This is a genomic window from Synechococcus sp. HJ21-Hayes (assembly GCF_024345835.1).
In the GTDB taxonomy this organism is placed as follows: Bacteria; Cyanobacteriota; Cyanobacteriia; order PCC-6307; family Cyanobiaceae; genus Vulcanococcus.
Window position 1 is genome coordinate 1 of sequence record NZ_JAGQBW010000025.1, and the last position, 25,229, is coordinate 25,229.

Consider the following 25,229-nt stretch of genomic DNA (forward strand, 5'->3'; position numbering starts at 1 on the left):
CAGATAGGCGGTGGGGAACAGGAGCAGACCCGACCACCCAACAAAAACGAAGCGGTCGCGCTTGAGCCAGTCATCGAGGACGTCGAACCATCCCCGCTGCGGCGCGCGCCCTACAGCGATCGTCATGGGTGGGAAATGAGCGGTGCGGGAAGCCCGCGAGCTGTGGGTTACCGGGCGATGGTAACAACGTTCACCTGCACTGCGAGGCGGGTTTCGGCGGGCTGACACGGCCCGTCACCATTGCGTTTTGGGTATATGTGCTCAGGCCTCTCGCCAGGGCGCTGGCGGCCGCGCGAAGATGGCGGGCCCAACGGTTTACCGCCTTTCATGGCATCGGCATCCCCCGCCAAGGCGGCCAAGAGTTCCCCCGGTTCGGGCGCCAGCGCCCTGGTGCTGGAGCAGCCGGTGCTGGGCTCCCGCCGGCTCTCCAACGTGCTGGTGGCTGCGGTGGTGAGCACCGGTGGCCTGGGCTTCCTGCTCACCAGTGCCTCCAGTTATCTCGGCCGTGATCTGCTGCCGATCGGTCACCCCGCGGCTCTGTTGTGGGTGCCCCAGGGCCTGGTGATGGGCCTTTACGGCCTGGCCGCCATGGCCCTCTCTGCCTATTTGTGGACCGTGATTTCCCTGGATGTGGGTGCCGGTGCCAACCGCTTCGATAAGCAGGCCGGTCAGCTCACAGTGACCCGCCGTGGCTTTCGCCAACTGATCAGCGTGGAAACCTCCCTCAAGGACATCCAGGCCGTGAAGGTGGATGTGCGCGATGGCCTCAATCCCCGTCGGCGCCTGGCCCTGCGGGTGCAGGGTCGTCGCGACCTGCCCCTCACCCGGGTGGGTGAGCCGATGCCCCTGGCCGAGCTCGAGCAGGGCGGCGCCGAGCTGGCGCGTTTCCTGGGCGTGCCCCTGGAGGGCGTGTGATGGCGCTGGTTCGTCGTATCCGGCCCCTACTGCTGGCCTTGGCTTTGTTGCTCAGTCCGATTGGCCCGGTGGCCTGTGCCGCCCAGGGGCCCAGCGCTGACCTCGGCTGCGGCACCAGTGGCGTGCCCTGCCTGAAGGGCAAGGCTGTGGTCGAGCTCACCACCAGCAAGGGCGTGGTGCAGCTCAGTCTTGATGGGGATGCAGCCCCCCTAACGGCCGGCAATTTCGTGGATCTGGTGCGCCGTGGCGCCTACAACGGCACCGTGTTCCACCGCGTGGTGCGCGATCCCATTCCCTTTGTGGTGCAGGGCGGTGACCCCCAGGGCGCCGATCCCAAGGTGCCCGTGGACCAGCTCGGCACTGGCAGCTTCATCGACCCGGCCACCGGCCAGCCCCGCTTGATTCCTCTCGAGCTGTTCCTCCAGGGTGAGGCGCAGCCGCGCTACGGCGAAATTACCGCTGGCCCTGGCCAACAGAGCAAGTTGAAGTTGCAGCACGAGCGCGGTGCCCTGGCCATGGCCCGATCGGCAGACCCCAATTCCGCCAGCTCCCAGTTCTATATCGCCCTCAAGGCCCTGCCAGAACTGGATGGCCGCTATGCAGTGTTCGGCCGCGTAACCCAGGGCATGGAGGTGGTGGACAAGATCAACCAGGGAGACCGGCTGGTGAAGGCCACCCTCGTGGAGGGTGGCACCCTGGTGAAGAACTGACCTCAGGCCGGCACTCGCTTGTCGAGGCTGGTGACCTTCAGATAGGCGGTGTTCACCCCCGAGGCCCGCTCCAGGGAGATGCGCCCGGTGCGGGCAATTTCGAGGATGCCGTAGCTCTCGAGCACCTGCTCGAGAGCTACGAGCTTGCCGGGGTCGCCCACCACTTCGATGGTCAGGGCCTGGTCGGCCACGTCCACCACCTTGGCGCGGAACACCTGCACCAAATCCAGAATCGCCGCCCGGTTCTCGGGCGGTGCCGACACCTTCAGCAGCATCAGTTCCCGCTCCACGGCGGGAATCTTGGTGAGGTCGATCACGCCCAGCACGTTCACCAGCTTGTTGAGCTGTTTGCTCATCTGCTGGAGGGTGCGATCGTCGCCCTCCACCACCATCGTGAGGCGCGATACCCCGCGCTTCTCCGCTGGTCCCACCGCCAGGCTCTCAATGTTGAAACCGCGGCGGGCGAATAGGCCGGAGATGCGGCTCAGGGCTCCCGATTCGTCTTCCACCAGCACCGAGAGGGTGTGTTTCATTCCCAGGGTTGCTGTGGCCGAACTGTCCACCCAAATTACGTGCCGGCTTGCCCGGATTGGGCTGGCCTGCGCTGGTGCAGCCAGGCCAGCAGGCGGCTGTTGAACTGCTCGGGTTGCTCGTCGTGCAGGCAGTGCCCCAGGCCGGCCAGCACCTCCATCTCCAGATCCGGCTTGTGGGCGGGCAGGCGATGGCGCACCTGGGGTGGCACCAGGCGATCGTCACTGCCCCACAGCACCAGCAGGGGTTGCTGCATGCGTTCCAGTAGCGGTGCAGCAGTGGCGGCCCGGGGGCGCAGGGCCATGGCGATGCTCATGGCCCGCAGGGAGTGGGCAGCCCGGGGGCGCAGGGCGGGGCGGGCCACCAGCCGCCGCAATTCACGGTCCACTGCCTCTGGCGTGGTGTAGGCGCTGCGCAGCCCCAGATCCAGAAGGGGGGTGAAGGCAATCAGGGGTACCAGGAGTTCCAGCGGCAGCAGCCGGCAGAGCGCCACCACCCCATGGCGCTTGAGGGTGCGGCGCCAGCGGCCCCGGCGCTGGGCCACGGGCATCAGCAGGCTGGGATCTGGCAGGGGCGCCGCCACTACCCCGTCCACCCAGCGGGGAAAGAACACCGCGCAGGTGAGGGCCACCAGGCTGCCGAGGGAGTTGCCCACCAGCACCGCCGGGGCCTGCACCACCTCCTCCAGAAATCCCTGCAACTGGCGGGCCCAGAGCCGGTTATCCAGGTGCCGGTGGCGGTGGTGGCCTGGCTGGCTGGAGTCGCCGAAGCCCAGCAGGTCGATGGCATACACGCACCAGCCGGCGGCGGCCAGTTCGGCGGCGTTGTGGCGCCAGTGGCCGCTGGCGGCCCCGAAGCCATGGATCAGCACCAGGGCGGGGTGGGCGCGGTTGCCCAGTACACGCCAATGGCACACATGGCCCCGCCAGGCCCAGGCCCCGTGTTCACCCCAGTGGCTGCCGCGCAGGGCAGGCTGGGTGGGGTTGATGGCCATCGCGGAGGACAAGACGGCACAGGCTGGGTTCCTTCACTATTGCGAAGCCTCCGCAGAGCTGGAGCTGGGGGAGGGCTTCTTTCGGCCGGAATCCCGCCCTTCGCGGGATCTGGGGGTGGCCCTGGCACGGGTGCTGGCGGTCCAGGCGCCCCTGCGGGTGCTGGATCTGATGGCGGGTTGCGGCATCCGCAGCCAGCGCTATGCCCGGGAGGCCGGCGCCGCGGCGGTGTGGGCCAACGACGCGGACCCGGATCGCCTGCCCCTACTGCAGCGCAACCTGGCGGGGGTGGCAGGTCTGCGCACCACGGCGCTCACGGCCCAAAAACTCCTGGCCCAGTGCCTGATCCGCGAGGAGCGCTTCGACCTGCTGGATCTCGATGCCTTCGGCTGCCCCACCACCCTGGTGCCCCTGGCCTTGGAGGCCCTGCGCTTCGGTGGGGTGCTCTATGTGGCCAGCACGGACGGCCGCTCCCCCACCGGCCACGACCGCAGCGGCGCCATCCGCTCCCTAGGCGCGGCCGCCAGGGCCCATCCCGCCAGCTGGGAGCTGGCCCTGCGGCTGCAGATCGCCGTGGTGGCCCGTGCCGCCTGGGCGCTGGGGCGCGGCATCCGCCCCCTGTTCAGCTTCAGCGAGGGCCGCACCTTCCGCACGGCCATCGAACTTCTGCGCAAGCCCGCGGCCCAGGAGGAACGCCAGCTGGGCCTGCTGGCCTATTGCCATGGCTGCGGTGACCAGCAAACCCAGAGCCTCCTGCAACTGCGCCAGTGGCCGTCCTGTTGCTGCACCCCCGGCCAGAGGCCGGCGCTCACCATCTCTGGCCCCCTCTGGCTGGGGCCGTTGCAGCATCCCCCAACCCTGGAGGCGATGGCAGCCGCCGCTGAACTCAGCCTGGCCAAGGCCTCCAGGCGTCTGCTCGACACGCTGCTGCGCGATCCGGGCCTACCGGCCCGTTGCTGGCCCACGGCTGATCTGGCGCGTCGGTTGGGCGGGGGGCCGCCGGCCTGTGGGCGGCTGGTGGAGCAGCTGTGGGCGGAGGGATGGGCGGCGTCGGTCTCGGGCGTGATGGCGGGCCAGTTCCGCAGCGATGCCCCCTGGCCGCGGATCCTGGAGGTGGCAGCCCGTGTCAGCTCAGGGCCTGAGGCCTCGGCGGCCGCCAGCGGCGCGCTAAATAGGTAAGCCGTTACGGCACATGGGCATGGCCTCGGAAATCTTCGGCATCGCAGCCATCTTCTGGATCCTGATTCCTGTGGGCCTTGTGGGCGGCATGGTGCTGCTGAAGCTCGAAGGCGATAGCTGAGCGCTGCCGCTGCACGGCCCTGCCTCCCCCGCGTTGGTGGCGGGCTCACCTCTAGGCTCTGACCTCGCTGAAGGGGTCAGATGCAAGTGCTGGTGATCGGTGCAACAGGAACCCTTGGCCGGCAGATCGCCAAGCGGGCCCTGGATGCCGGTCATCAGGTGCGATGCATGGTGCGCTCGCCCCGCAAGGCTGCGTTCCTGCAGGAGTGGGGCTGCGAACTCACCCGTGGTGATCTGCTCGAGCCCGACAGCCTGGACTATGCCCTCGAGGGCCAGGATGCCGTGATTGATGCGGCTACCACCCGGGCCACCGAGGGCGGCAGCGTTTACGAGACCGATTGGACCGGCAAGCTCAATCTGTTGAATGCCTGCGAGCGGGCCGGCGTGAAGCGGTTTGTGTTCGTGTCATTGCTCGATGCCGAGAAGCATCGGGATGTTCCCTTGATGGACATCAAGTACTGCACCGAGCAGCTCTTGACTCAGTCCGACTTGGACTACACGATCCTGCGCTGTGTGGCCTTCATGCAGGGGGTGATTAGCCAGTTCGCGATTCCCGTGCTGGAAAGCCAGACGGTGTGGGTGAGCGGCACCCCCACACCGATCGCCTACATGAACACCCAGGACGTAGCCCGTTTCGCGGTGGCGGCCTTGGATCACCCCGATACGACCCGCAAGGCCCTGCCGGTGGTGGGCCCGAAAGCCTGGAACACCGGGGAAATCACCCAGCTGTGTGAGAAGTACAGCGGCAAGACGGCCCGGGTGTTCCGGGTGCGGCCCTTCCTGATCCGGCTGATGCGGGGCGTTGCCTCCTTCTTTGAGCCCGGCGTGAATGTGGCGGAGCGCCTCGCCTTCGACAAGGTGACCGGTGGAGGCATGACCCTCTCGGCTCCCATGGAGGAGAGCTACGCGGCCTTCGGCCTCGATCCTGCCGAAACCACCCGGCTCGAGGACTATCTGCAGGAGTACTACGACACGATCCTGCGCCGTCTGCGGGAGATGGAATCGGATCTCGATAAGGAAGCCAAGAAGAAGCTGCCCTTCTGATTGCCAAGGCAGCCTCGTGGTCTTGGTGCTAGTGCGTCTGTACTTTTAGACAAGTCCCGTCGCTGAACCCCTGTCATGTCCGTTGCCCAGGTGAAGAATCTCCAGCGCCGTCTGGGCAACCTGGAGCAGGAGGCCATGGAGGAGATCAACCGGGCTTGCGGCCATGAGCTGTGGCAGAGCCTTGGTTTTGATGCCTTGGATAGCCTCGAAGACCCTGACCGCCGTGCCCGCGCCAACTACTACTACGGCCAGCTGCAGGCCGTGCGTGAGCTCAAGGACGTGCTCGGCTGAGGGTTCAGGTTGCGCGGCGCCCCTGGCCAAGCCGCCCTACCCACCGGCGCCGGCGCGTCCGGATTTCCCGCCGCCGGCTCGGCCGCCCCGGCCTGGGGAGCGCGGCCCCGGCGCCTGAGGGCGCAGCAGGTTGCTCAGCCGCTGGGCTTCCGCTGCACTGACGCTGCGCCATTGCCCTGGGATCAGGCCTTCGAGGCTGAGCGGTGGTTGGCCGTCCATCAGGTCCATGGCCACCCGCAAGAGCCGCAGGGTGGGAAAGCCCACGGCTGCCGTCATTCGCCGCACCTGGCGGTTGCGGCCTTCGCGAAGCTCCAGCTCCAGCCAGCTGGTGGGCACGTTGAGGCGATGGCGAATGGGGGGATCCCGTTCCGCCAGTTGGGCGGCCTCCACTTCGTCTGGACTGAGCTGGCGCACCCTCGCGGGCAGCGTGGCTTGGCCCTGGATCAGCACGCCGTTCTGCAGTTGCTGGAGGGCTGCGGCCGTGGGCAGCCCCTCCACCTGTACCCAATAGCGACGCCAGTGGCCCCAGGCGGGATCGGTGAGGCGCTGCTGCAGCCGGCCCTGAGCGGTGAGCAGCAACAACCCTTCGCTGTCGGCATCCAGCCGGCCGGCGGCATACACCCCAGGGATGGTGATGAACGTGGCCAGGCAGTCCCAGCGGCTGCCTGGCTCGGGTGTGAACTGGCTCAGCACCCCGTAGGGCTTGTAGAAGAGCAGTGTGGTCAGGAGGCTTGCCGGGCTTTCCAAAGGTTCACCACCCCAATGGAGATCAGCAACAGGCCCAGATCCATCGACAGGGGGGGAAGGGACATCGGTGGAGCGGCGCAGGCCAGGCGGGGCATTGCGGCTGACCCTAGCGGCGGTGCCTGTGGATGGCGGCCACTAAGCTGTTGGCAGCAGTTCGGTTTTTGGCTGGCAGCAGCGCATGATTGAGACCTCCGGCGTCATCGAGAAGGAGCAGGGCAACGGGTTTTACCTGGTCACCCTCGAGCAGCCCGCAGGCCACCAATGCCTCTGCCGGGCAGCCGGCAAGCTCACCAAATTCCGCATCAAGCTGCTGGCCGGCGACAAGGTGCTGGTTGAAATCAGCCCCTACGACCTGACCCGCGGCCGGATCACCTACCGGGAGCGCAACGCCGGAGCCACCGGTCCGCGTCCGGGTGGCAACCGCCCCGGCGGCCCGCGCCGCCGCTGAGCCCACCGGGTTGCGCAGCTGCTTTGCAGCCGGTGGCTGTGGGAGAAGTGTTTCTCGCTCCAGATGTCCGCTCGATGGTTTTCACCCGATTCGCCCCGGTTTCTATTCGGCGGTTTGATTTGGGTGGCTGGCTTGGCAGTTTTGTTTTCGCTGTGTCCAGGAATGGTGCACCGTGGTGCACCATTCCTGGACAGGCCCCAAATGGAGCGGGCTCCCGCTGAAGCCTGAAACGGGAGCCTGAAACCGGAACCAGACCAGAAACCCGCGGGGTGCGTTGGCGTTTGGGGTTACCCCACTGGGCTGGGAAGCAGCTGCTCGATCGCGGCCTTGAATTCGCTGCGTTGTTTTACGCCGCGGAAGGCCTGTTTCAGCTCCTTCTGGAAGAACAGCTGCACGGTGGGTGTGCCGGTCACGCCGGCCTGTTCGGCGATGTCGCGATCGGCGTCGATGTTGATCTCCACCCCCTGAGCCGCTCCGCCCAGTTCGTCGAGCACCCGCTTCAGCTGCGGCTTCAGCACGTGGCACGGGCCGCAGGTGGGGGAGGTGTACACCACCAGCAGGGGCTTGTCGCTGTCGTGATAAAGCTTGCGCAGGGCATAGCCGCCCTTTTGCCAGAGGGCGTTGGGGTCGAAGTTGTCGGCGTCGCTCTCGGCGGTGCGCTGGGTTTCGCCCACCTCGGCGGGCTCCACCGGATCGTGGCTCACGGTGACGGCCAGGTTGTGGTGGGTGAGCCAGCGCTCGGCGGCCAGGGCCGCTTGGCAGCCACTGCCGGCGGCGGTGATGCCTTGGCGCCATTCGGCATCGGCCACATCGCCGGCGGCGTACACGCCCTCCACGCTGGTTTCGGGGCGACCGGGTTGGGTGATCAGGTAGCCGTGGCTGTCCACCTCCAGTTGGCCCTTCACCAAGCGGGTGTTGGGGGTGTGGCCGATGGCATAGAAGAGGCCACGCACGGCGAGTTCCTCCGTGGCACCGCTGCAGGAGTCCCGCAGGGTGATGGCTTCCATCCAGCCGTTGCCGGAGCAATTGGCCACCTGGCGGTTCCAGTGCACGGTGATGGCGGGATTGGCCAGCACCCGATCCGCCATGGCCTTGCTGGCTCGCAGTTGCTCGCCCCGCACGATCAGGTGCACGCGGCTGCCGTACTTGGTGAGATACACGGCTTCTTCACAAGCGGAGTCGCCGCCGCCCACCACCGCCAGCTCTACATCGCGGAACTGGGGGGTGGCGCCATCGCAGATCGCGCAGGCACTGATGCCGGCGTTCCAGAACGTTCCCTCGCTGGGCAGACCGAGCCGATTGGCGCTGGCACCGGTGGCCAGGATCACCGCGTTGGCCAGGATGGTTTGACCGTCGGCAGTGATGCGGAAGGGGCGCTGGGAGAGATCCAGGCTGTCGGCGTCGGCCTCGATCAGGCGTGTGCCCCAGCGCACGGCCTGGGCCTTGAGGCGATCCATCAGATCGGGTCCAAGGATGCCGTCGGGGAAGCCGGGGAAGTTCTCCACGTGGGTGGTGGTCATCAGCTGACCGCCGGGAATGCCCCCGTCTTGAAAGCCCGTGATCACGATCGGGCTGAGGTTGGCGCGGGCGGCGTAGATGGCAGCGGTGTACCCGGCAGGGCCGGAGCCAACGATCACCAGGTTCTCAACGACGGGGCGCTCACCAGCCATGGCTAAAGCGGACTCACTTCGTTTTGAGTGTAGGCAGCGGCCGGAGTGGTCGCGGGGGCTAACGGATCGCCAGGGCCGATCACGCTGGCTCCTTGCCGGAAGGCTCTGGTGGATGCGCGGTGCCGTTGCTCGGCCGGCCACAGACTTGCGGAGAGTTCCGCGAATCTCGTTGATGGGTTCTGTGGTCCTCGAAGAGGTTGGCCTGGCAACCGGCCTAGATCGCGCCGCCGATACGGACGTTGTTGATCCGAAAATGATGGCGAAGTCTCTAAAGAATTGCTTTAGATTTCCAGGAGTCCGTCAGTTTCGTTGCTCTTGCCTTCGCGGGGCAGGTTCCTGACGTTGGGGACCATGAGCACGTGCTCCGCCATGAGGTCGGGATGCTCGTCCACGCAGAGGATCCATTCTCGGAACTCCTCGGTGAGTGCGTAGCTGTCCTCGTAGCGCTCGCGCGCATCGAGGCTGGCGATGCGGGCTGCTGACCAGTTGATCGCGACGGTGAGCCGGCGCTGGATCGAACCTTTCATGAGTCCTGCTTGTTGACACCACGCTGGACGCGACTAGCGCGGTTTGCGGGGTTGATTCGTTAAACGTCGCATTTTCTGCAGCACTGTGATGTAATCAACGCTGCAGCAGGAAGTTCGGCAGCTGGGGTCCCTTCATGCGGATCACCTCGCCAGCGCCATCCTGCAAGGCCTGCAGGGGCAGCGAAGCGCCCCGGCCGGAACTGGAAGCTTCGCTTTCGGCATCGCTGTTGCGGGGGCGGATCAGGTAGGGCTCGCTCAGCGACCAGGTGCGGGCGTACTGCATCAACAGCGGATCGGCCGGGGCGAACACGTAGGAGGGATGCCGCGGCACCGTTTCCTGCTGGGCGCGGCTGCCATCCATGCGCACCGCTCGGGTGATGGCCTGCACGAAGCGGGTGCGGGTCACCACGGTGGTGAGGTAGGCCACCACCCGCAGCCGGGGTGCGTCGAAGCCCTCGGCGCACATGTCGATGCTGACCAGCCAGTCGGCCTCGCCGCGCTTGAAGGCCTCCATGCGCTCGGCCGCCTCGGGGTCCTGGGAGTGCACCAGCTGCACCCGATCGCCCTCCTCCTCGAGCAGGCCGGTGATGCGGCGGGCGTGGGCAATATCGCGGGCGATCACCAGGCCGCCCGCCTCCGGGTGCTCGCGCCGCACCGCCTCCAGGCGGCGGCGGGCATTCAGCAAGAGCCGCAGGGCGATGCTGCTGGCATCTCCGAGCCGGATGGCGCGGCGCAGGTTGCGGGCCCGCCAGCTCTCGCGCTGTTCCAGCGATAGCGGTGAGCGCTCCTGTTCCACCCGCTCACCCTCGCGGCCATGGTCCACCCAGCCGTCCTGGAAGCGAAATTCCAGCGGGCGCACATCCCCGGCCGCAATCAGCTGGCGTGGCTCCACGCTCAGGTCGGGGGCGATCTGCTCCACCCACTCCTGGCCATCCCGCACCTGCACGCGTCGGGCGGCGCAGAAGGCCAGGTTGTCGGCGCGGAAGGGCGTTCCGGTGAGGCCCAGTCGCAGGCTGGCGCCCTGGCTGAGGCTGCTGAAGGCATGGCCCCAGGCGGTGGCCTCGGGTTCTTCTGGGTCCACGCCCAGGTGGTGCACCTCGTCGGCGATGGCGAGCCAGGGGCCCCAGGGGGCGGTGCTCAGCTGCTGCTGCAGCGCCTCCAGGTTGCGGCCGGCTGCTTGATAGGTGATCACCAGGCCCTGGCCGGCGTGGGCCCCCAGATCCAGGCCGGCCTCCCACTCCCGCAGCTCCAGCCCCAGCCGCTCGGCCGCCAGCAGCCACTGGCTGGCAATGGAGCTGCGGTGGCAGAACACCAGGAAGCGTTGCAGCTGGCCCTGCTGGTGCAGGCGTTGGAATCCCAGGAGGGCGCCGAGGGTTTTGCCGGCACCGGGGCCGGCGTTGATCAGCACATCGCCGCTGCCCTGCTCCAGGCGGCGCCGCAGCAGCTGGATCAACTGAACCTGCCACTGGCGGGGCTGTAGGGCAGGCCCGGCTTGGCTACGCGCAGGCCTCCCTGCCTGGGTGGTGGCTTGGGCCCTGGTGTTCCCCAGGTTGAAGGAGGGTGCTGGCATGGCGCCATTTTGTTCGCCCGCGGCGAAAAAAGATGCGTACTTCTACCTATTCGCATTGGCTGCAGCGTCCCTAACTTCCGGCCATCACCCCGCTCTCGGGTTCTGCCCCGTCAGCCCATGGACGAGCGTTCTGCCTTCGCCCTCACTCCCGACGAGTTGCGCCAGCGCTTTGAGCGCTCCCTGGCGCACGAGTGCGATCTTGACCCGATGATCCTGCGGGCGCGCCATCTGCGCCATCAGGGTTCAACGCCCCAGGCCCACTGCCTAGAACAGGAGCTTCTGCCCCTGTTTTAGGCATGCATCTGGCCGTCAGCGGCGCCTCCGGCAAGACCGGCTGGCGCGTGGTGCAGGAGGCCCTGGGCCGGGGCCATCGCGTCACCGCCCTCGTGCGTCCTGACTCACTGGTGCCCGAGGGCCTGGCGGGGGCGGAGGTGGTGCGGCTCAGCCTGGCGGATGCCCCTGCCCTGCAGCAGGCGCTGCAGGGCTGTGATGCCCTGGTGATCGCCACCGGCGCGCGGCCCAGCATTGATCTGGCTGCCCCGCTCAAGGTTGATGCCTTCGGGGTGCGCCAGCAGATCCGCGCCTGCCAGGCGGTGGGTGTGAAGCGGCTGGTGCTGGTGAGTTCGCTCTGTGCCGGCCTGTGGCTGCACCCGCTCAACCTGTTCGGCTTGATTCTGGTGTGGAAGCGCCTGGGTGAGCAGTGGCTGGAGCAGAGCGGGCTGGATTGGACTGTGATCCGCCCTGGCGGCCTCAAGGAGGCCGAGGACAACCTGGCGGCCCAGCAGGTGACATACAGCGCCGCTGATCAGCAGCAGGAGGGCAGCATTCCTCGCCGTCTGGTGGCGCGGGTGTGCCTGGAGGCCCTGGAAACTCCGGCCAGTAGCGGCCGGATTGTGGAAATCACCAGCTCGGATCGCCCCCTGGAGCGGCCGGCTTCAAGCCTGGCCGCCTTGCTCTGAGCGCTGCCCAGGAGGCGGGCTCTGTTCCGGAGTGCGGACAAAGCCAGCGTTTCCGTTGCCGTTGGTGTGTTCCCGACCAATCAATGGGAATGGAATGCCTGGTAGGCCTGCCCCTTGATCCGTGTGTTGGTGCCTCGGGAACGGCGCTCGGGAGAAACCCGGGTGGCGGCCACCCCCGAAACCGTGAAACGCCTCAGCAGCCGAGGCTGCAGCGTGTGGCTGGAGCGAACCGCTGGCCAAGCCGCGGGCTACAGCGATGCGGCCTTCGCCGAGGCGGGGGCTGAGCTGTTCGATGGCGAGAGCACCGAGGCGGAGGGGCTGTGGGCCGCCGCTGATGTGCTGCTCACCGTGCAGGCCCCGGAGCTGGCGGGGGTGCCCCTCAAGCCTGGAGCCCTGCTGCTGGGGCTGTTGGATCCCTTCCGCAATGGCGGCCTGATGGATCAGCTGGAGAGCCGGCAGGTTTCAGCGCTGGCGTTGGAGCTGCTGCCGCGCATCAGCCGCGCCCAGACCATGGATGCCCTCTCCTCCCAGGCCAACATCGCCGGCTACAAGGCGGTGCTCCTGGCGGCGGCGGCCCTGGATCGCTTCTTCCCGATGCTGATGACGGCGGCCGGCACCGTGCAGCCCGCCAAGGTGGTGGTGCTCGGTGCCGGTGTGGCGGGCCTGCAGGCGGTGGCCACGGCCCGCCGCCTCGGCGCCATGGTGAAGGTGAGCGATGTGCGCCCGGCGGCGCGGGAACAGGTGGAGTCGCTCGGGGGGCGCTTCATCGAGCCGCCCCAGCTGGAGGAGGCCCCCGGCGAAGTGGGCGGCTATGCCCGCGAGGCCGGAGCCGTGTTCCTGGAGGCCCAGCGCCAGTTGCTGGCGCCGCACCTGCAGGAGGCCGATGTGGTGATCACCACCGCCCAGGTGCCCGGCAAGCCGGCGCCGGTGCTCGTGACCCGCGAAATGCTGGCCCTGCTGCGCCCGGGTGCGGTGGTGGTGGATCTGGCGGTGGCCCAGGGGGGTAATTGCGCCGGCTCGGAGCCCGATGCGGAGGTGCTGCTCGATGGCGTGCGTCTGATCGGTGCCTCCAACCTGCCGGCCTCGGTGCCCCAACACGCCAGTGCCCTCTATGCCCGCAACCTGGCGGCCCTGTTGGAGGTGCTGCTGAAGGACGGTGAACTGCAGCTCGATCCGGAGGACCCGCTGCTGGATCCCTGCCTGATCACCCACCAGGGTGTGTGCCGCCGCAACGACCTGCGGCCCGCCCGCCAGGAGGTGGTGGCATGAGTGAAGCGCTCTGGGTGCTGTTGCTCGGAAGCCTCCTGGGCTTCGAGCTGATCGGCAAGGTGCCCCCCACCTTGCATACCCCCTTGATGAGTGGCGCCAATGCCATCAGCGGCATCACGCTGCTGGCGGCCCTGGCCCTGATTGCCCAGGCCCCCACCCCGGCCTTGCAGCTGGTGGGTGCCGTGGCCCTGGGCTTTGCACTGTTCAACGTTGTTGGAGGGTTCTTGGTGACCGACCGGATGCTGGCGATGTTCCGCCAACGGGGGAACGGCTGATGCTGCACCTCACATTGGATCTGGGGGCCGTGCTGTTGCTGGCCCTGGGGCTCAAGGGCCTCTCGAAGGTGCGCACGGCCCGCACGGCCAACGGCCTGGCGGCGGTGGCCCTGGTGCTCGCAGTGTTGGGCCTGCTGCTGGAGCAGGGGCTCACGGGCTGGAGCTGGATGCTGCTGGGCCTGGCGGCCGGTGGCGGGGCAGGAGCCCTGGTGGCCTATCGGGTGCCGATGACCTCCATGCCCGAAGTGGTGGCCCTGTTCAATGGCTGCGGTGGCATGTCGTCGCTGCTGGTGGCCCTGGGGGCCGCGGCACTGCCGGCGGCCGGCGGCCGGGCGGCCTTGAACCGGCTTGAGCTGGTGTCGGTGTTGGTGTCTGTGCTGGTGGGGGCCATCACCTTCAGCGGTTCGCTGGTGGCCATGGCCAAGTTGCAGGAGTGGCTGGCCACCCCTGGCTGGACCCAGCGCCCGGCTCGCCATGCCGTGAACATCGCCCTGGCGACCGCGGCTCTGGCCTTCGGCCTGGCCTGGCCGATGGGTTGGCTGGCCGCACCGGTGGCCCTGGCGGGCGTTACCACGGCCTCGCTGCTGCTGGGCATCGGCCTCACCCTGCCCATCGGCGGTGCCGACATGCCGGTGGTGATCTCCCTGCTCAACTCCTATTCCGGCGTGGCGGCCGCTTCGGCAGGGTTTGTGGTGGGCAGTCAGCTGTTGATTGTGGCGGGCGCCATGGTGGGCGCCGCCGGCCTGATCCTCACCCAGGTGATGTGCACCGGCATGAACCGCTCGCTCACCTCCGTGCTGTTTGGCGGGGCCCTGGGGGCCAGCACCACCACTGGCGGGGGTGCGGCTCAGGCGGCTGGCGATGACCAGAGCTACAGCCGCGTGACCTCCTGTTCCCCTGAGGAATGCGCCCTCACCCTGGAGGCGGCGGAGCGGGTGGTGTTCGTGCCCGGTTACGGCCTGGCCGTGGCCCAGGCGCAGCACAGCCTCAAGGAGCTGGCCCGGTTGCTGGAGAGCGCTGGCATCGAGGTGGCCTATGCCATTCACCCGGTGGCCGGGCGGATGCCGGGCCACATGAATGTGCTGTTGGCCGAGGCCGATGTGCCCTATGAGCAGCTGATCGAGATGGAGGCCATCAACCCCGATTTCCCCCGCACCGATGTGGTGATCGTGCTGGGTGCCAACGATGTGGTGAACCCCCACGCCAAGACCGATCCCAGCAGTCCGCTCTATGGCATGCCTGTGCTGGAGGTGGATCAGGCTCGCTCGGTGTTCGTGGTGAAACGCAGCCTTGGGGCCGGCTATTCCGGCATCCGCAATGCCCTGTTCGAGCTGCCCCACACCTCGATGGTGTTCGGCGATGCCAAGGCGGTGCTGCAACAGCTCACCGCTGAACTGCGCACGCTCGGTGTGGGTAAGGTGCCGGTGACCGCCGGGCGCTGATGCTTCCTCACCAGTTGGGCTTGGCGCCGTTCCGGCCCCGGGCCCCCTGGTGGAACGGCGACCTCCAGACCCTGCGCGACACCCTGCGGCCGGCGGCCTTGCCGCCCGATACGGGCGTGCCGCTGGAGATTCCTGTGGGTGGCCGCGATCGTTTGCTGGCCCTGCAGGACAGTCCAACGGGGGGGCAGCAGCCCCTGGGGCTGGTGGTGTTGCTGCATGGGCTCGGCGGCTCGAGTGAGCGCGAGGGTCTGCGGCGCATGGGCTGGGCCCTGCAGCAGGCTGGCTTCGGCGTGTTGCGCTTGAACCTGCGCGGGGCAGACCCTGGCCGCCACCTGGCCCCGGGCACCTATGCGGCCAACTGCAATCCCGATCTCTTGCCGGTGTTGCGCCATGCCCGCGGGTTGGCGGCGGGGCGGCCGCTGCTCGGCATGGGCATTTCCCTGGGGGGCACGATGTTGCTCAATGCCGTGTTGGAGCAGCCGGGCGGCCTCGATGGGCTGGTGTGTATCAGCAGTCCGCTGGATCTGGCCGCCTGTTCCCAGCAGATCGAGCGGCCCCGCAACGGCATCTACCAGCGCTGGCTGCTCAAACGCCTGGTGGCGCAAACCCTGGCGGATCCCTTCGGGATCGATCCTGGCGAGGAGCAGGCCTTGAGGGCCGGCGGCGGCCCCCACACCATCCGTGCCTTCGATGCCGCCATCACCGCCCCCCGCTGGGGTTACAGCTCGGTGGATCACTACTACGCGGCTGCCAGCCCCCTGCAGCGGCTGCTGCACCAGCCGGAGCCATTGCCGCCGCTATTGCTGGTGCACGCCAAGGACGATCCGTGGGTGCCCGTGGCCGCCGCCCAGCAGGTGGCGGAACAGGGATCCCTGCAGGTGCTGCTCACGGAACGGGGAGGGCACAACGGCTTCCATGCCGTGTGCGATGGCCCCGAGGGCAACTGGGGCGACCGGCTCACCGCCCGCTGGTTCCGCCAGCTCCTGGGGGTTCCGCTGCCTGCGCTTGCAGTGCCAGGGCCTTGAAGGGCCGTCGCTGCAAAATCCAGGAGTGGATGGGCTGTCCGCCGATCACGTGCTCCCGCACGATGCGCTCGAGGCGCTCCGGGGTGACACCGCCGTAGACGATGCCCTCGGGCCACACCAGCAGCACCGGGCCCTCGGCGCAGATGCGCAGGCAGTCGGCCTTGGTGCGCAGCACGATGCCCCCGGGGCGCTGAGGATCCTCCAGGCCCCACTCCCGCACCAGGCGCTTGAGGGTGTCCCAGCTGGCGGCCCCCACGGCTGGATCGGGGCAGCAGAGCGCCTTGGCGGGGGTGGCGCAGAGCAGCAGGTGGTGGGCAATCTCAGGCTGGCTCACGCCGGCAGCGCCGCCGGGGCCTTGGCGCTCAGCCGGGCTGCAGCCTCACGCACCGCCTGACGGGACCAGGCGTCCACGGCCAGTACATCGTCCAGAGAGGGGGCGGCGGTGAGGTCGGGCTGGTGGCGATCACACACCACGTCGATCAAGCGGGGAATATCGAGGAAGTGGATCTGTTCCTCGAGGAAGAGGGCCACAGCCTGCTCGTTGGCAGCGTTCATCACCGCCGGCATGGTGCCGCCGGCGCGGCCGGCCGCGTAGGCCAGCTGCATGCAGGGGTATTTGGCCGGGTCGGGGGCACGGAAGCTGAGCTGCCCCACCTCGGTGAGATCGAGGCGGCGCCAGGGGGTGTCCAGCCGCTCGGGCCAGCTGAGGCAGTAGAGGATCGGCAGCTTCATGTCGGGCCAGCCCAACTGGGCCAGCACCGAGGAATCGGCCAGCTCCACCATCGAGTGGATGATCGATTGCGGGTGGATCACGATCTCGATGTGGTCGTAGTCGAGGCCGAACAGGTAGTGGGCTTCGATCACCTCCAGGCCCTTGTTCATCAGGCTCGCCGAATCCACCGTGATCTTGCGGCCCATGCTCCAGTTCGGGTGGCTGGTGGCATCGGCCACTGTGGCCTTGTGCAGATCGGCTGCGGGCCAGTCGCGGAAGGCACCACCGGAGGCGGTGAGTTGAATGCGGCGCAGGCCAGGGGTGGGCACGCCGGTGGACAGACGGGCCGTGTCGGCCCAGGGGGTGCCCTGCAGGCACTGGAAGATGGCGGAGTGCTCGGAATCGGCCGGCAGCAGCCGCGAGCCCGATGTCGCCAGCTCGGGCAACACCACGGGCCCGGCGGCGATCAGGGTTTCCTTGTTGGCCAGGGCCAGATCCTTGCCGGCTTTGATCGCGGCCAGGGTGGGCAGCAGGCCGGCGCAGCCCACGATGCCCGTGACCACCAGATCGGCTGTGGGCCAGGCGGCAGCGGCGCAGAGACCATCGCTGCCCCCCAGCAGTTCCGGCAGGCGGGCGGGCCGGGCTGTGGGCTCAAGGGCGTTGAGCCTGGCTTGCAACTCGGCCACGCGCTCGCCGTTGGCCAGGGCCACCACCTCGGGCGCGTGGCGGCAGATTTGCTCCACCAGCAGCGCGAGGTTGTTGCCCGCCGTGAGGGCCACCACCTTGAAGCGATCGGGGAACTCCTCCACGATCTCGAGGGTTTGCGTGCCGATTGAGCCGGTGGATCCCAACACGGAGAGGGCTTTCACGGCACCGCAGCAAGTGGGGTCAGTTTCCCACTTACCGGCGGTGGGACAGCCGCGGTGGCCAATCCTCCGGTGCATGCACGATCAGGCCGCAGTGGCTGGCGGCCTGGCAGAGCGCGGCATCCCCGCTGATCAGCCGGTGACAGCCGCTGCGCAGGGCTGCGGCTAGATGCTGGGCCTGGCTGGGGTGCTGGAGCTGCAGCCGGAGATCGACCAGCAGGGCGGCGGCCTCCCGCACCCCTTCGGGCTGCAGGGGCACCAGCTCCACGCCGCCGCCCCCGAGGAGGTGTTCCAGCCAGGCATGGCTGGCTCCCAGTGCGAGTACCTCGGGGGGCTTGATCTGCAGGGCTGCAGTGGCCTCGATCCAGAGCAGGTTGGCACTCACGAGCTGGCGCTGTTCGATGCCGAACCAGCGCAACTGGGCGCTACTGCCCGGTTCATGGCAGATCAAGCGCAGCACCACCCCCGTGTCGAGATAGGTGGGGCCGGGATCTGGGGGGACGGGCGCTGTTGCAGAGGGTGCCAGGGAGCGGAGCAGCGGCCAGGTGGGGGCGCTGCGGGCCTGGCGCTCGAACCGCTGCGCTTGCTCCTGGCTGAACTGCAGCCGGTTGAAGCCATGCAGGGGGCTGAGCAGCAGGCTGCCGTCGTCGCGGAGTTGCAGCTGCAGCTCCATGCCCTCGCGGTAGTGGGTGGCTTTGAGCAGCCGAGCCAGTAGCCGCACCGCCAGGGAATGGTTCCAACGGCGCAGCAGCACCTGCTGCTGGCGGCGACGCAGTGGCAACGGCATGGCGGGCTTGTGGATGGGGGCCTCGCCTTTGAGGGTTCCCCGTCTCGACTGGGCTGGGAGGTGTGTTTTCGGCTGTGTCCAGAAATGGTGCACCACTGTGCACCATTTCTGGAGAGCGTCAGCGAAGGCATCCCCGCCGGTGGGCCGGTCACACTGGGCCCAGTGCAGATCGAGGGTGCATGGCGGGCTGGTTGCAGCGCTGGAATTTCATCGAGCGCGCCAAGCTCGAGCGGGAGTTGTGGGAGGCGTTTGAGCGCGGCGAGGCGCTCGAGCCGCTGGTGGAGCAGTGCGAACCCGGCTTCAGGCGCGAGGTGTGGACCACCACCCTGCAGCGCATCCGCAAGATCGAGCAGATGATGCAGGGGCAGCAAGCCCCTGCGCCCAGCCCCGACGGCGACGATTGACGCGAGAGCCCACCCGGCTCAGCTCCGCAGCCATTCGGTGAGGCCACCGGGCTTGTCGATCAGCTCGATGCCCTGGGCCTGGAGGGAAGCGCGGATGGCATCGGCTTCGGCGAAGTTGCGGGCTGCCTTGGCGGCGTGGCGGGCTGCGATCTGGGCCTGGATCTCGGCATCACTGGGACCCGCCTCGGCGGCCTGGGCGGCATCGAACGTTTCAGGTTGCAGGCCGAGCACGCCGGCCAGTTCCAGCAGCAGCTGCCCCTGGGCGGCGAGGGCGGGGCTGGTGGCCTCGACAGCGGCGGCGGCATCACCGCGCTCCAGGCGGTTGGCGAGGGAGCGCAGGGGTTTGGCCAGCTCGAACAGCACCGCCAGGGCGGCGGAGGTGTTGAGGTCGTCGTCCATGGCGGCAGCAAAGCGCGCGTGGGCTGCGGCGAGCTCCGGCTGAAGCCGCTCGGCTGGGGTGGCGGTGGCCGTGGCGCTTGCGGTGGCCACCAGGCCGAGGGCGGCGTTGAGGCCCTTCCAGCCGGTGGCGGCGGCCTCGAGGGCTTCGGCGGTGAAGTCGAGCGGTTTGCGGTAGTGGGCCTGCAGGGTGAACAGGCGCAGGGTCATCGGCGACACGCCGGAATCCAGCAGGCCGCGGATGGTGGTGAAGTTGCCGAGCGATTTGCTCATCTTCTGGCCGCCCACATTCACCATGCCGTTGTGCAGCCAGTAGCGGGCCAGCTCCTGGCCGGTGGCCGCCTCCGATTGGGCAATCTCGTTCTCGTGGTGCGGGAACACCAGATCGGCCCCGCCCAGGTGAATATCGATCGTGTCGCCCAGTTCCTCGCGCACCATCGCCGAGCACTCGATGTGCCAGCCGGGACGGCCGGGGCCCCAGGGGGAGGGGAAGCTGGGCTCGCCGGGTTTGGCGCCCTTCCACAGGGCAAAGTCGAACGGGTGTTGCTTGCGGGCCTCTTCGGCATCGGCCACGCGGCCATCGGCGTTCTGCTGTTGCTCCGCCAGATCACGGCCAGAGAGCTTGCCGTAGCCGGCGTGTTTCATCACGGCGAAGTACACATCGCCATCGGCGGAATAGGCGGCGCCCTTGGCCTTCAGTTCGCCGATCAGCTGGCGGATGGCATCCAGGCTGCGGGTGGCCCGGGGCATGCGATCCGCCGGCAAGATATTCAGGCGTGCCATGTCGGCCACGAAGGCCTCGATGTTGCGCTCGCTCACCGCGTCCATCGAGCTGCCCTCGGCGGCGGCGCGGCCCAGGATCTTGTCGTCGATGTCGGTGTAGTTCTGCACGAACGTCACCCGGTAGCCGCTCCACATCAGATAGCGGCGCAACACATCCCAGGCGATGTAGCTGCGGGCATGGCCCAGATGGCACAGGTCGTACACCGTGACGCCGCAGCAGTAGATGCTCACCTGGCCCGGCTCCAAAGGCTGGAACTCCTCAACGCGGCGGGTGAGGGTGTTGGTGAGGCGCAGGGTCACAGGTGCGGAAGCGAGCCACTGCCTGGCAACGTAAGCGCTTGCGTGATTGCCGTGTGCGAGCAGACGCTCGGAGCCATCGCTCGGGCCAGTGAGCCAGCCTTGGTTGGTGTGGGTCACAGCCGCTCTCACCGGCGAGGGGTGGTGGGGGGCGTGGCCCTCTGGTTTGGGTTCGTGCTCCCCTTCCGAGGGTTTAGAGGTGCTTTAAGGCACCTCGAAAAATCAACAAGCCAGTTGATTGCGGCATACTCCCGATTACCACTAGTTGAGTAATCCACAGGTCAGCTGTAGGGCAGAGAGGCAGGGCCAACTGAAGGCCAATTCAACCCGTTTCCATTGGTCTGATGCCAACCCAGCCGAGCATGCGCCTGATGTCGTATGCCACGGCCATCAGGCCAGCACGAATTGAGCGAAAGCCATTGCAGTGCAACAGGTGCAGCAGCGCTGGCGGGCTGGTGCGCAGGGTGGTGATGAACAGGTGGCCGCGGAACTGAGAGACGATCTGCTGAACCAGGCGGCGCTGGTTGTTTTTGACCGTCAGGAGCAAGTTAGCGCTCTGCTCAGCGGCGAGTTGAAAAACGCGGGCGAGGTGTGGAGGGCGCCTGTCTGGATCAGTACGTCCTCCAGCTCGAGGGTTCCGAGAAGGCACTTGAGTGCGGCGCGCTCGTTGGATTCGCCGGGATCAAAGGAGGCCTGGGCGATCGCTACGCTCAGCTCCCTGGCATGGAGCGTCACCTGGGTGACAAAGCGCGTCGCACCATCGGCACCATCGAGCCTTGCGGCTGATTCCTGCAGGGTTTTGCTATCACAGAGCAGCTGCTTGAAATCTTTGTTCTGATCACCGATATGGACCAGGATCCATTCCCTGAGCAGGCCAAAGAGCAGCTCGAGCTCCACCGGCTCAAACAGGTAGAGGAAGGTGGAATCGTACCTGGCCTCAGCCCAGCGACAGCACACTGAGATCGAGATCTGGCAGGCCATGATTGTCGCGGAGGTGCGCCAATGGCTCGAAGCCAAGCGCTGCTTGCATCAGGCGTTCAAAATGTTGGAGCTGGGTTTGTGCCAGTGGATCCAGTGACTGGATCGATGGCCCGTAACGCCAGCTCAGGCCCAGCTCCGCAACAATTCGCTGTTGCAGGGCAACGGAGTTGGATGTTTGATGTCTGGGGATGGGCTTGAGGCTGGCTATCGCAGCACTGTTTTGGTGAGGAGGGGCAGGCTCTAACCCGGCTGCACGAACGGCATCCGCCAGTCCACCCACTTGGGCCCAGGCTCCCAGAGACACCAGCTTTTGGTTTGTGCTCGCTGGTTCCAGCACTAGCACCAGGCTCATCTTTGTCTGGGCATTCATCTGGCAATCAAGGACCTGATCGAGCGTGCGGCGTTGCAGCCAGGCCTCCCAGTGATCCTGGGGCAGGTTGAGGTGCTGGCCCGGCATCTGCCCTGATTGCTGGGTTAGGAGCACCTGTAAGGAGGGGTGCGCCGCCCAGCGGTTCAGCTGATGGAGGAAACGAAATCGTTGCGCTAACTGGCGCATCTGTTGCAGAACGCATTGCCCTTGAACCACTTGGTAGCTGCCCGATTGGCGTGAGAGCTGCAGCCTCAGGGTGGCGGCGAATTGCCTGTAGCGCCTAGAGATCGAGCTCTGCGGGATGTCCAGCAGGTCCGATGCCTTGAGAGTGCTGTTGAACCCCTCAACGGCATCGAAAATCAAGAGATCAGCAAAGGGCTGCAATGCGAAGCACAATTCTTGTAGTCAATTTTTGGCTACGCGACGGTCGTTGTCAATCGGGATTGACGCAATATGCGTAATATGCATATCATTTGCTGGCTTGCGGGTATGCCTGCTGTGCGGCGTATTCAATTAACGGATTTGATGCGTCTTCGGCCACTTTGGTGTCCTGTCTCTGGCTAGTTCGGGGTCTTCCCTAATAAGGTCGGCTCATTGAGTTTTTCACGGTTCTGGTATGGCCCAGCTGATCGTTTCTCTCGAGGGTTTAAAGCTGGCCAACCTGGCCCAGGTGGTCACCGCTCGCGGTATTGACAGAGTCCTGGTCGTGGACACGCCCACGGGCTTTGCTGAGGGGGGGATTGCTGGCGTTGCCAGTGCGGCCGCCCTACGAACCGCTAGTAACCTCCGGAATCTGCCCTTCCAATTCGCTCTGGCCGGCGGGGAAGCGGCCGTCACGCTGTCGGCACCGGTTTACAGCGCCCTGGTGGCGAGCGGCTTCAGTTTTGTCAACGACCCCGGGTTGAAGGGGTTCACCGACGCCTTGGTGGTGACGGCTGAGTCGGTGGTGGTAACCGGTGATCAGGCTGCCGTGAAGACCGCTGGCTCCGGTCAGACTCTCTCCTACCAGCTCACGGCGTTCAAGGGGGACCGGCAGGACCCAAGCTCGCTCTCCTCCCCGCTGTTTGATGCGCCGGAAAACGGCGCCGCTACCAGTTTTTCTCTCTCAAACACGGTGGGTTCCACTCCCACCATCGTCTCGGATGGTGGTTGGTCAGCGATCAGGCAGCTGTCCAACCTGAATGGCACGGTCAAGGTCAACCTCAGTGCCTCTGAATTCCAGGAGATTGCCCGGCGCAATGGTCTGGGCACGAGTGATGCCAGCGCTGCGCTGATCACCGTTACCGACACCAACGACATTCAGGTGGGTCCGGCCGGTACCCCACTGGCGGCCACCGATAACGCCGGTGCCCTGCAGTTGCTCACCCTGCCGTTGCCCATTGCGGCGAGCTCAGGTGGCATCCTCAGTGGCGCTTTCACAACCACCAACCCCACGGCTGGGGTGGGTGTGATCACTGAGGCTAACGTTTCGGCCCAAGCCACGGGTGTGACCACCCTTAACAACTACATCACCAGTGCTGGATCAACGTCCACCACGCAGATCACGGTGAATGGGTTCAGGATCACTGGGGATCTGATCCGTCAATTGTCTGCTGCTGGTAAGCAGCTCGGCAACTACACCCTGAGCGGTGAATCAGCGGCTGGCAACTCGGGTAAATACCTGTTGATCAACGCCGGCGATGTGACCCTGACGGCCAAGGAGCTCCGCTCGCTGCCGGCTGAAGGGGTGCTTACCGTGAGTGCTGGCACCGTGAACGGGCTGGCAGAAGCCTCGGCTGCCACACGCCTGATTCTGAGCGATTCAGCGGCGAATATCAGTTTGCTCCTGCCCCAACTCACCACACAGCAGCTCGGCTCGATTGCGGAGCTCAAGCTCACCGATCGCCAGCCTGTGCAGGTGTCGGTGGCGCGGCTGAAGGAGCTGGATACGGCCAGCTCTGTGAACACGTTCGATACAACGGCCGGATTGTTGGCCGCCACTGACGTGTCGTTCGCTGTGAGCGGCAGCTTGCGCGAACTGCTCGACTCAGGCCTGATTGGTTCCACGGGGGTGCTCAATGGCTATTGGGCCGGCAGCAGCAATGCTGCTGGCACGGCCAATCTGGTGAGCCAGATCAAGTGCGTGGAGGTGTCGCTCGAGATGCAATCGGGCAATCAACCGCTCAGCTTGGCCGATCTGGACCGTCTGCGGGTGCTGAAGGAATCCCTTGGCCCCAGCCGTCCGTTGCTGCTTCAGGCGCCAGCGGTTTCGCTCACTGTGGATGGCTATCAGAGCCTGTTGGAGATCGGTGCGGTGCTGCCGCCGGGCCGCTTCAGCGTGGTGGATACCCCCGCTCGGATTGCTGAGTTGTTGTTGGCGGCCACCGCACCCGAGGGGACCCGCGTGGATCTCAGCGCGCTGGCTGCCATTTCCAGTTCGGACCCCACTGGTGTGGCCGAGCTCAGTTTTCAGCAATATCTGCAACTGCAGGGGGCTAAGGATGCCGGATCGCTGCCCGCGATCCTTGCGGAGCATTCCTTTGTTGATGTGCAGTTCGTGGTGAGCGGCACGGCTCGTGAGATTGAGGATCTATTTTCTCAGTTTGGTGATGTCATTGCCAAGCTTAATGGCTTGGATAGCTTTAGCTTTCGGATCACCGATGGTGGTGCCAGCAGCCGTTCGGATGCAGGCGAAACGGTGATCACGGCCGCTGTGCTCGATCGCCTCGACGGGCGCATTGAGGGCGCAGTAGCAGTGGTGGATAGCAGTGCCAATATCGCGGCGATGTTGGAGAAGAAGATCCCGGATGTGGTGAAAGATATCCAGGTTAAGACTGCGGCTCCATCAGGACAAAATCAGCCTTTGCCACTCAATCAGCTGGTGCTCACCGTGGCCCAGTTCCGGAATCTGCCCGCCTACGCCAATCCTGGTGATGGCGTGGTGATTCGTGATTCCGAGATCAACATCATCCGAGCTCTCAGCTTCGGCACGCTGGACGATCGAGTTGTTGGCCTGGCCGTTACCAGCCAGGTGGCTACGAGTGCTCTGCCTGCCGATGGTGCTCTCACACTCACCGCTGCCACGGCTCGCCAGCTTGGCGATCGCTGGGTTCAGATCGATGGAGTTAATGGCTCTGGCCAGGTTGTGATCCGGGATCGTGGTGCCGCGATCGCCGATTATATCGAAACGGCATCGTTGCCAAATGGTGGTGCGATCAACCTGAGGTTTGTTGAAGCTTCTGGCCAGACAGTTGTCCTCAATGCCGATCAGTCGGCTGCATATCTCTCTCTGTCAGATCAGATTAGCAAGGTTACAGGAGTAGCTCCTACTTGGGGGCCTGCTTCTGCTGCTTTCCCGGTAGATCGCCCTTATTTTCTTCCTGCTGAGGATGTGATTGGTGGATTGAGGGCTGAAATTGAAGATCTTGCCGAATTGGTGGGTTTACTAGGCGGTCAGATCAGCACACAGATTGCAGGAGTGATTACTGCGCTGGGCCAGGCAGAAGGCCGTATCAAGCAAGCCGGTATCGACGGTGATGTTCTGACGCGCACTGCGCTGACCACCGCGAAGGATGCGCTGATTGTTGCGATTGGCCAGAGCGAGACAGAACTAGCGACGGATATTGCAGGAGTAATTACTGCGCTGGGCCAGGCAGAAGACCGTATCAAGCAAGCCGGTATCGACGGTGATGTTCTGACGCGCACTGCGCTGACCACCGCGAAGGATGCGCTGATTGTTGCGATTGGCCAGAGCGAGACAGAACTAGCGACGGATATTGCAGGAGTAATTACTGCGCTGGGCCAGGCAGAAGACCGTATCAAGCAAGCCGGTATCGACGGTGATGTTCTGACGCGCACTGCGCTGACCACCGCGAAGGATGCGCTGATTGTTGCGATTGGCCAGAGCGAGACAGAACTAGCGACGGATATTGCAGGAGTA

General features: G+C 66.3%; 28 protein-coding genes and 1 pseudogene. 15 read left to right on the plus strand and 14 right to left on the minus strand.

Annotated elements, in window-relative coordinates; genetic code table 11:
* A pseudogene (locus KBZ14_RS14545) lies at positions 1-126 on the minus strand (photosystem II D2 protein (photosystem q(a) protein)); the annotation flags it as partial.
* Positions 127-327: 201 nt separating this feature from the next.
* Here KBZ14_RS14545 and KBZ14_RS14550 point away from each other — a divergent pair.
* Positions 328-915, plus strand: a complete 588-nt coding sequence (locus KBZ14_RS14550) for a photosystem I assembly protein Ycf4 (RefSeq protein WP_255119065.1) — start codon at positions 328-330, stop codon at positions 913-915.
* Positions 915-1,625 carry a peptidylprolyl isomerase gene (locus KBZ14_RS14555; protein ID WP_255119066.1) on the plus strand — a complete coding sequence of 237 codons (711 nt, stop codon included), beginning with the start codon at positions 915-917 and terminating at the stop codon, positions 1,623-1,625. Before KBZ14_RS14550 ends, KBZ14_RS14555 begins: the two co-directional genes overlap by 1 nt.
* 2 nt (positions 1,626-1,627) lie before the next feature.
* Here the strand turns inward: KBZ14_RS14555 and ilvN are convergent, their stop codons facing one another.
* Together ilvN and KBZ14_RS14565 are read right to left on the minus strand one after the other, a co-directional pair.
* Positions 1,628-2,158 (minus strand): acetolactate synthase small subunit, encoded by a 531-nt coding sequence (ilvN, locus tag KBZ14_RS14560; RefSeq protein ID WP_255119067.1) that lies wholly within the window; start codon positions 2,156-2,158, stop codon positions 1,628-1,630.
* Positions 2,159-2,193: 35 nt separating this feature from the next.
* Complete coding sequence (locus tag KBZ14_RS14565) at positions 2,194-3,150, minus strand: alpha/beta fold hydrolase (RefSeq protein WP_255119068.1); 957 nt, start codon at positions 3,148-3,150, stop codon at positions 2,194-2,196.
* On the opposite strand from KBZ14_RS14565, the gene KBZ14_RS14570 reads away from it, so the two are divergent.
* The 4 genes from KBZ14_RS14570 to KBZ14_RS14585 all read left to right on the plus strand — a co-directional run bounded on the left by KBZ14_RS14570 (position 3,143) and on the right by KBZ14_RS14585 (position 5,782).
* Complete coding sequence (locus KBZ14_RS14570; RefSeq protein ID WP_255119069.1) at positions 3,143-4,327, plus strand: N2,N2-dimethylguanosine tRNA methyltransferase; 1,185 nt, start codon at positions 3,143-3,145, stop codon at positions 4,325-4,327. The genes KBZ14_RS14565 and KBZ14_RS14570 overlap by 8 nt on opposite strands.
* Before the next feature lie 19 nt (positions 4,328-4,346).
* Complete coding sequence (gene petM / locus KBZ14_RS14575; RefSeq protein ID WP_255119070.1) at positions 4,347-4,448, plus strand: cytochrome b6-f complex subunit PetM; 102 nt, start codon at positions 4,347-4,349, stop codon at positions 4,446-4,448.
* 80 nt (positions 4,449-4,528) lie between these two features.
* Positions 4,529-5,491 (plus strand): NAD(P)H-binding protein, encoded by a 963-nt coding sequence (locus KBZ14_RS14580; protein WP_255119071.1) that lies wholly within the window; start codon positions 4,529-4,531, stop codon positions 5,489-5,491.
* A gap of 75 nt (positions 5,492-5,566) precedes the next feature.
* A complete protein-coding gene (locus tag KBZ14_RS14585) occupies positions 5,567-5,782 on the plus strand; it encodes a DUF8669 family protein (RefSeq protein WP_255119072.1) in 216 nt (71 codons plus the stop codon).
* Positions 5,783-5,818: 36 nt separating this feature from the next.
* Here KBZ14_RS14585 and KBZ14_RS14590 read toward each other — a convergent pair whose 3' ends face one another.
* The gene (locus KBZ14_RS14590; RefSeq protein ID WP_255119073.1) at positions 5,819-6,529 is read right to left on the minus strand and encodes a pseudouridine synthase; all 711 of its coding nucleotides are present in this window, start codon (positions 6,527-6,529) and stop codon (positions 5,819-5,821) included.
* Between the two features lie 178 nt (positions 6,530-6,707).
* Here KBZ14_RS14590 and infA point away from each other — a divergent pair, with 178 nt between their 5' ends.
* A complete protein-coding gene (gene infA / locus KBZ14_RS14595; protein ID WP_015108791.1) occupies positions 6,708-6,977 on the plus strand; it encodes a translation initiation factor IF-1 in 270 nt (89 codons plus the stop codon).
* 287 nt (positions 6,978-7,264) lie between these two features.
* On the opposite strand, the gene trxB is transcribed toward infA, so the two are convergent.
* The 3 genes from trxB to KBZ14_RS14610 form a co-directional block, all read right to left on the minus strand.
* Positions 7,265-8,647, minus strand: a complete 1,383-nt coding sequence (gene trxB / locus KBZ14_RS14600; protein WP_255119074.1) for a thioredoxin-disulfide reductase — start codon at positions 8,645-8,647, stop codon at positions 7,265-7,267.
* Between the two features lie 281 nt (positions 8,648-8,928).
* Positions 8,929-9,174 (minus strand): DUF8673 family protein, encoded by a 246-nt coding sequence (locus KBZ14_RS14605; protein ID WP_255119075.1) that lies wholly within the window; start codon positions 9,172-9,174, stop codon positions 8,929-8,931.
* A 94-nt stretch (positions 9,175-9,268) separates the two neighbouring features.
* Positions 9,269-10,744 carry a DEAD/DEAH box helicase gene (locus tag KBZ14_RS14610; RefSeq protein WP_255119076.1) on the minus strand — a complete coding sequence of 492 codons (1,476 nt, stop codon included), beginning with the start codon at positions 10,742-10,744 and terminating at the stop codon, positions 9,269-9,271.
* A gap of 117 nt (positions 10,745-10,861) precedes the next feature.
* Between KBZ14_RS14610 and KBZ14_RS14615 the strand changes: the two genes are divergently transcribed.
* The 6 genes from KBZ14_RS14615 to KBZ14_RS14640 all read left to right on the plus strand — a co-directional run bounded on the left by KBZ14_RS14615 (position 10,862) and on the right by KBZ14_RS14640 (position 15,714).
* Positions 10,862-11,038: a hypothetical protein gene (locus tag KBZ14_RS14615; protein ID WP_255119077.1), complete on the plus strand. Its 177-nt coding sequence runs from the start codon at positions 10,862-10,864 to the stop codon at positions 11,036-11,038.
* Between the two features lie 2 nt (positions 11,039-11,040).
* Entirely contained in the window at positions 11,041-11,703 is a 663-nt protein-coding gene (locus KBZ14_RS14620) for an SDR family oxidoreductase (RefSeq protein WP_255119078.1), read from the plus strand.
* Between the two features lie 114 nt (positions 11,704-11,817).
* A complete protein-coding gene (locus KBZ14_RS14625) occupies positions 11,818-12,972 on the plus strand; it encodes an NAD(P) transhydrogenase subunit alpha (protein WP_255119079.1) in 1,155 nt (384 codons plus the stop codon).
* A complete protein-coding gene (locus KBZ14_RS14630; protein ID WP_255119080.1) occupies positions 12,969-13,247 on the plus strand; it encodes an NAD(P) transhydrogenase subunit alpha part 2 in 279 nt (92 codons plus the stop codon). The genes KBZ14_RS14625 and KBZ14_RS14630 overlap by 4 nt, the downstream gene beginning before the upstream one ends.
* Positions 13,247-14,689: an NAD(P)(+) transhydrogenase (Re/Si-specific) subunit beta gene (locus KBZ14_RS14635; RefSeq protein ID WP_255119081.1), complete on the plus strand. Its 1,443-nt coding sequence runs from the start codon at positions 13,247-13,249 to the stop codon at positions 14,687-14,689. The genes KBZ14_RS14630 and KBZ14_RS14635 overlap by 1 nt, the downstream gene beginning before the upstream one ends.
* Positions 14,689-15,714 (plus strand): YheT family hydrolase, encoded by a 1,026-nt coding sequence (locus tag KBZ14_RS14640; RefSeq protein ID WP_255119082.1) that lies wholly within the window; start codon positions 14,689-14,691, stop codon positions 15,712-15,714. The genes KBZ14_RS14635 and KBZ14_RS14640 overlap by 1 nt, the downstream gene beginning before the upstream one ends.
* On the opposite strand, the gene KBZ14_RS14645 is transcribed toward KBZ14_RS14640, so the two are convergent.
* Genes KBZ14_RS14645 through KBZ14_RS14655 form a run of 3 tightly spaced genes read right to left on the minus strand, consistent with a single transcriptional unit; the run spans position 15,647 to position 18,079 of the window.
* The gene (locus KBZ14_RS14645; RefSeq protein WP_255119083.1) at positions 15,647-16,048 is read right to left on the minus strand and encodes a (2Fe-2S) ferredoxin domain-containing protein; all 402 of its coding nucleotides are present in this window, start codon (positions 16,046-16,048) and stop codon (positions 15,647-15,649) included. The two genes, KBZ14_RS14640 and KBZ14_RS14645, sit on opposite strands and share 68 nt — an antisense overlap.
* Positions 16,045-17,295 (minus strand): 1-deoxy-D-xylulose-5-phosphate reductoisomerase, encoded by a 1,251-nt coding sequence (locus tag KBZ14_RS14650; protein WP_255119084.1) that lies wholly within the window; start codon positions 17,293-17,295, stop codon positions 16,045-16,047. The genes KBZ14_RS14645 and KBZ14_RS14650 overlap by 4 nt, the downstream gene beginning before the upstream one ends.
* Positions 17,296-17,326: 31 nt before the next feature.
* Positions 17,327-18,079 (minus strand): type II toxin-antitoxin system VapC family toxin, encoded by a 753-nt coding sequence (locus tag KBZ14_RS14655; protein WP_255119085.1) that lies wholly within the window; start codon positions 18,077-18,079, stop codon positions 17,327-17,329.
* 179 nt (positions 18,080-18,258) lie between these two features.
* Between KBZ14_RS14655 and KBZ14_RS14660 the strand changes: the two genes are divergently transcribed.
* Positions 18,259-18,483, plus strand: a complete 225-nt coding sequence (locus tag KBZ14_RS14660; RefSeq protein ID WP_255119086.1) for a hypothetical protein — start codon at positions 18,259-18,261, stop codon at positions 18,481-18,483.
* An 18-nt stretch (positions 18,484-18,501) separates the two neighbouring features.
* On the opposite strand, the gene cysS is transcribed toward KBZ14_RS14660, so the two are convergent.
* The 4 genes from cysS to KBZ14_RS14680 all read right to left on the minus strand — a co-directional run bounded on the left by cysS (position 18,502) and on the right by KBZ14_RS14680 (position 21,220).
* A complete protein-coding gene (gene cysS, locus KBZ14_RS14665; RefSeq protein ID WP_255119087.1) occupies positions 18,502-19,962 on the minus strand; it encodes a cysteine--tRNA ligase in 1,461 nt (486 codons plus the stop codon).
* Positions 19,963-20,281: 319 nt separating this feature from the next.
* Complete coding sequence (locus KBZ14_RS14670) at positions 20,282-20,506, minus strand: hypothetical protein (RefSeq protein WP_255119088.1); 225 nt, start codon at positions 20,504-20,506, stop codon at positions 20,282-20,284.
* Positions 20,497-20,856: a hypothetical protein gene (locus KBZ14_RS14675; protein ID WP_255119089.1), complete on the minus strand. Its 360-nt coding sequence runs from the start codon at positions 20,854-20,856 to the stop codon at positions 20,497-20,499. Before KBZ14_RS14675 ends, KBZ14_RS14670 begins: the two co-directional genes overlap by 10 nt.
* Positions 20,857-20,896: 40 nt before the next feature.
* A complete protein-coding gene (locus KBZ14_RS14680) occupies positions 20,897-21,220 on the minus strand; it encodes a hypothetical protein (protein ID WP_255119090.1) in 324 nt (107 codons plus the stop codon).
* 706 nt (positions 21,221-21,926) lie between these two features.
* Here KBZ14_RS14680 and KBZ14_RS14685 point away from each other — a divergent pair.
* On the plus strand, positions 21,927-25,229 hold a 3,303-nt coding region (locus KBZ14_RS14685), incomplete at its 3' end, for a hypothetical protein (protein ID WP_255119091.1).

What these genes read in the sequence shown, in the direction of transcription:
- KBZ14_RS14630 (WP_255119080.1), top strand. Translation starts at nt 12,969, where the DNA reads ATGAGTGAAGCGCTCTGGGTGCTGTTGCTCGGAAGCCTCCTGGGCTTC.
- KBZ14_RS14580 (WP_255119071.1), top strand. Translation starts at nt 4,529, where the DNA reads ATGCAAGTGCTGGTGATCGGTGCAACAGGAACCCTTGGCCGGCAGATC.
- KBZ14_RS14615 (WP_255119077.1), top strand. Translation starts at nt 10,862, where the DNA reads ATGGACGAGCGTTCTGCCTTCGCCCTCACTCCCGACGAGTTGCGCCAG.
- KBZ14_RS14555 (WP_255119066.1), top strand. Translation starts at nt 915, where the DNA reads ATGGCGCTGGTTCGTCGTATCCGGCCCCTACTGCTGGCCTTGGCTTTG.
- ilvN (WP_255119067.1), bottom strand. Translation starts at nt 2,158, where the DNA reads ATGAAACACACCCTCTCGGTGCTGGTGGAAGACGAATCGGGAGCCCTG.
- KBZ14_RS14565 (WP_255119068.1), bottom strand. Translation starts at nt 3,150, where the DNA reads ATGGCCATCAACCCCACCCAGCCTGCCCTGCGCGGCAGCCACTGGGGT.
- trxB (WP_255119074.1), bottom strand. Translation starts at nt 8,647, where the DNA reads ATGGCTGGTGAGCGCCCCGTCGTTGAGAACCTGGTGATCGTTGGCTCC.
- KBZ14_RS14585 (WP_255119072.1), top strand. Translation starts at nt 5,567, where the DNA reads ATGTCCGTTGCCCAGGTGAAGAATCTCCAGCGCCGTCTGGGCAACCTG.
- KBZ14_RS14655 (WP_255119085.1), bottom strand. Translation starts at nt 18,079, where the DNA reads ATGCCGTTGCCACTGCGTCGCCGCCAGCAGCAGGTGCTGCTGCGCCGT.
- KBZ14_RS14635 (WP_255119081.1), top strand. Translation starts at nt 13,247, where the DNA reads ATGCTGCACCTCACATTGGATCTGGGGGCCGTGCTGTTGCTGGCCCTG.
- KBZ14_RS14660 (WP_255119086.1), top strand. Translation starts at nt 18,259, where the DNA reads ATGGCGGGCTGGTTGCAGCGCTGGAATTTCATCGAGCGCGCCAAGCTC.
- KBZ14_RS14610 (WP_255119076.1), bottom strand. Translation starts at nt 10,744, where the DNA reads ATGCCAGCACCCTCCTTCAACCTGGGGAACACCAGGGCCCAAGCCACC.
- KBZ14_RS14550 (WP_255119065.1), top strand. Translation starts at nt 328, where the DNA reads ATGGCATCGGCATCCCCCGCCAAGGCGGCCAAGAGTTCCCCCGGTTCG.
- infA (WP_015108791.1), top strand. Translation starts at nt 6,708, where the DNA reads ATGATTGAGACCTCCGGCGTCATCGAGAAGGAGCAGGGCAACGGGTTT.
- KBZ14_RS14570 (WP_255119069.1), top strand. Translation starts at nt 3,143, where the DNA reads ATGGCCATCGCGGAGGACAAGACGGCACAGGCTGGGTTCCTTCACTAT.
- petM (WP_255119070.1), top strand. Translation starts at nt 4,347, where the DNA reads ATGGCCTCGGAAATCTTCGGCATCGCAGCCATCTTCTGGATCCTGATT.
- KBZ14_RS14620 (WP_255119078.1), top strand. Translation starts at nt 11,041, where the DNA reads ATGCATCTGGCCGTCAGCGGCGCCTCCGGCAAGACCGGCTGGCGCGTG.
- KBZ14_RS14605 (WP_255119075.1), bottom strand. Translation starts at nt 9,174, where the DNA reads ATGAAAGGTTCGATCCAGCGCCGGCTCACCGTCGCGATCAACTGGTCA.
- KBZ14_RS14640 (WP_255119082.1), top strand. Translation starts at nt 14,689, where the DNA reads ATGCTTCCTCACCAGTTGGGCTTGGCGCCGTTCCGGCCCCGGGCCCCC.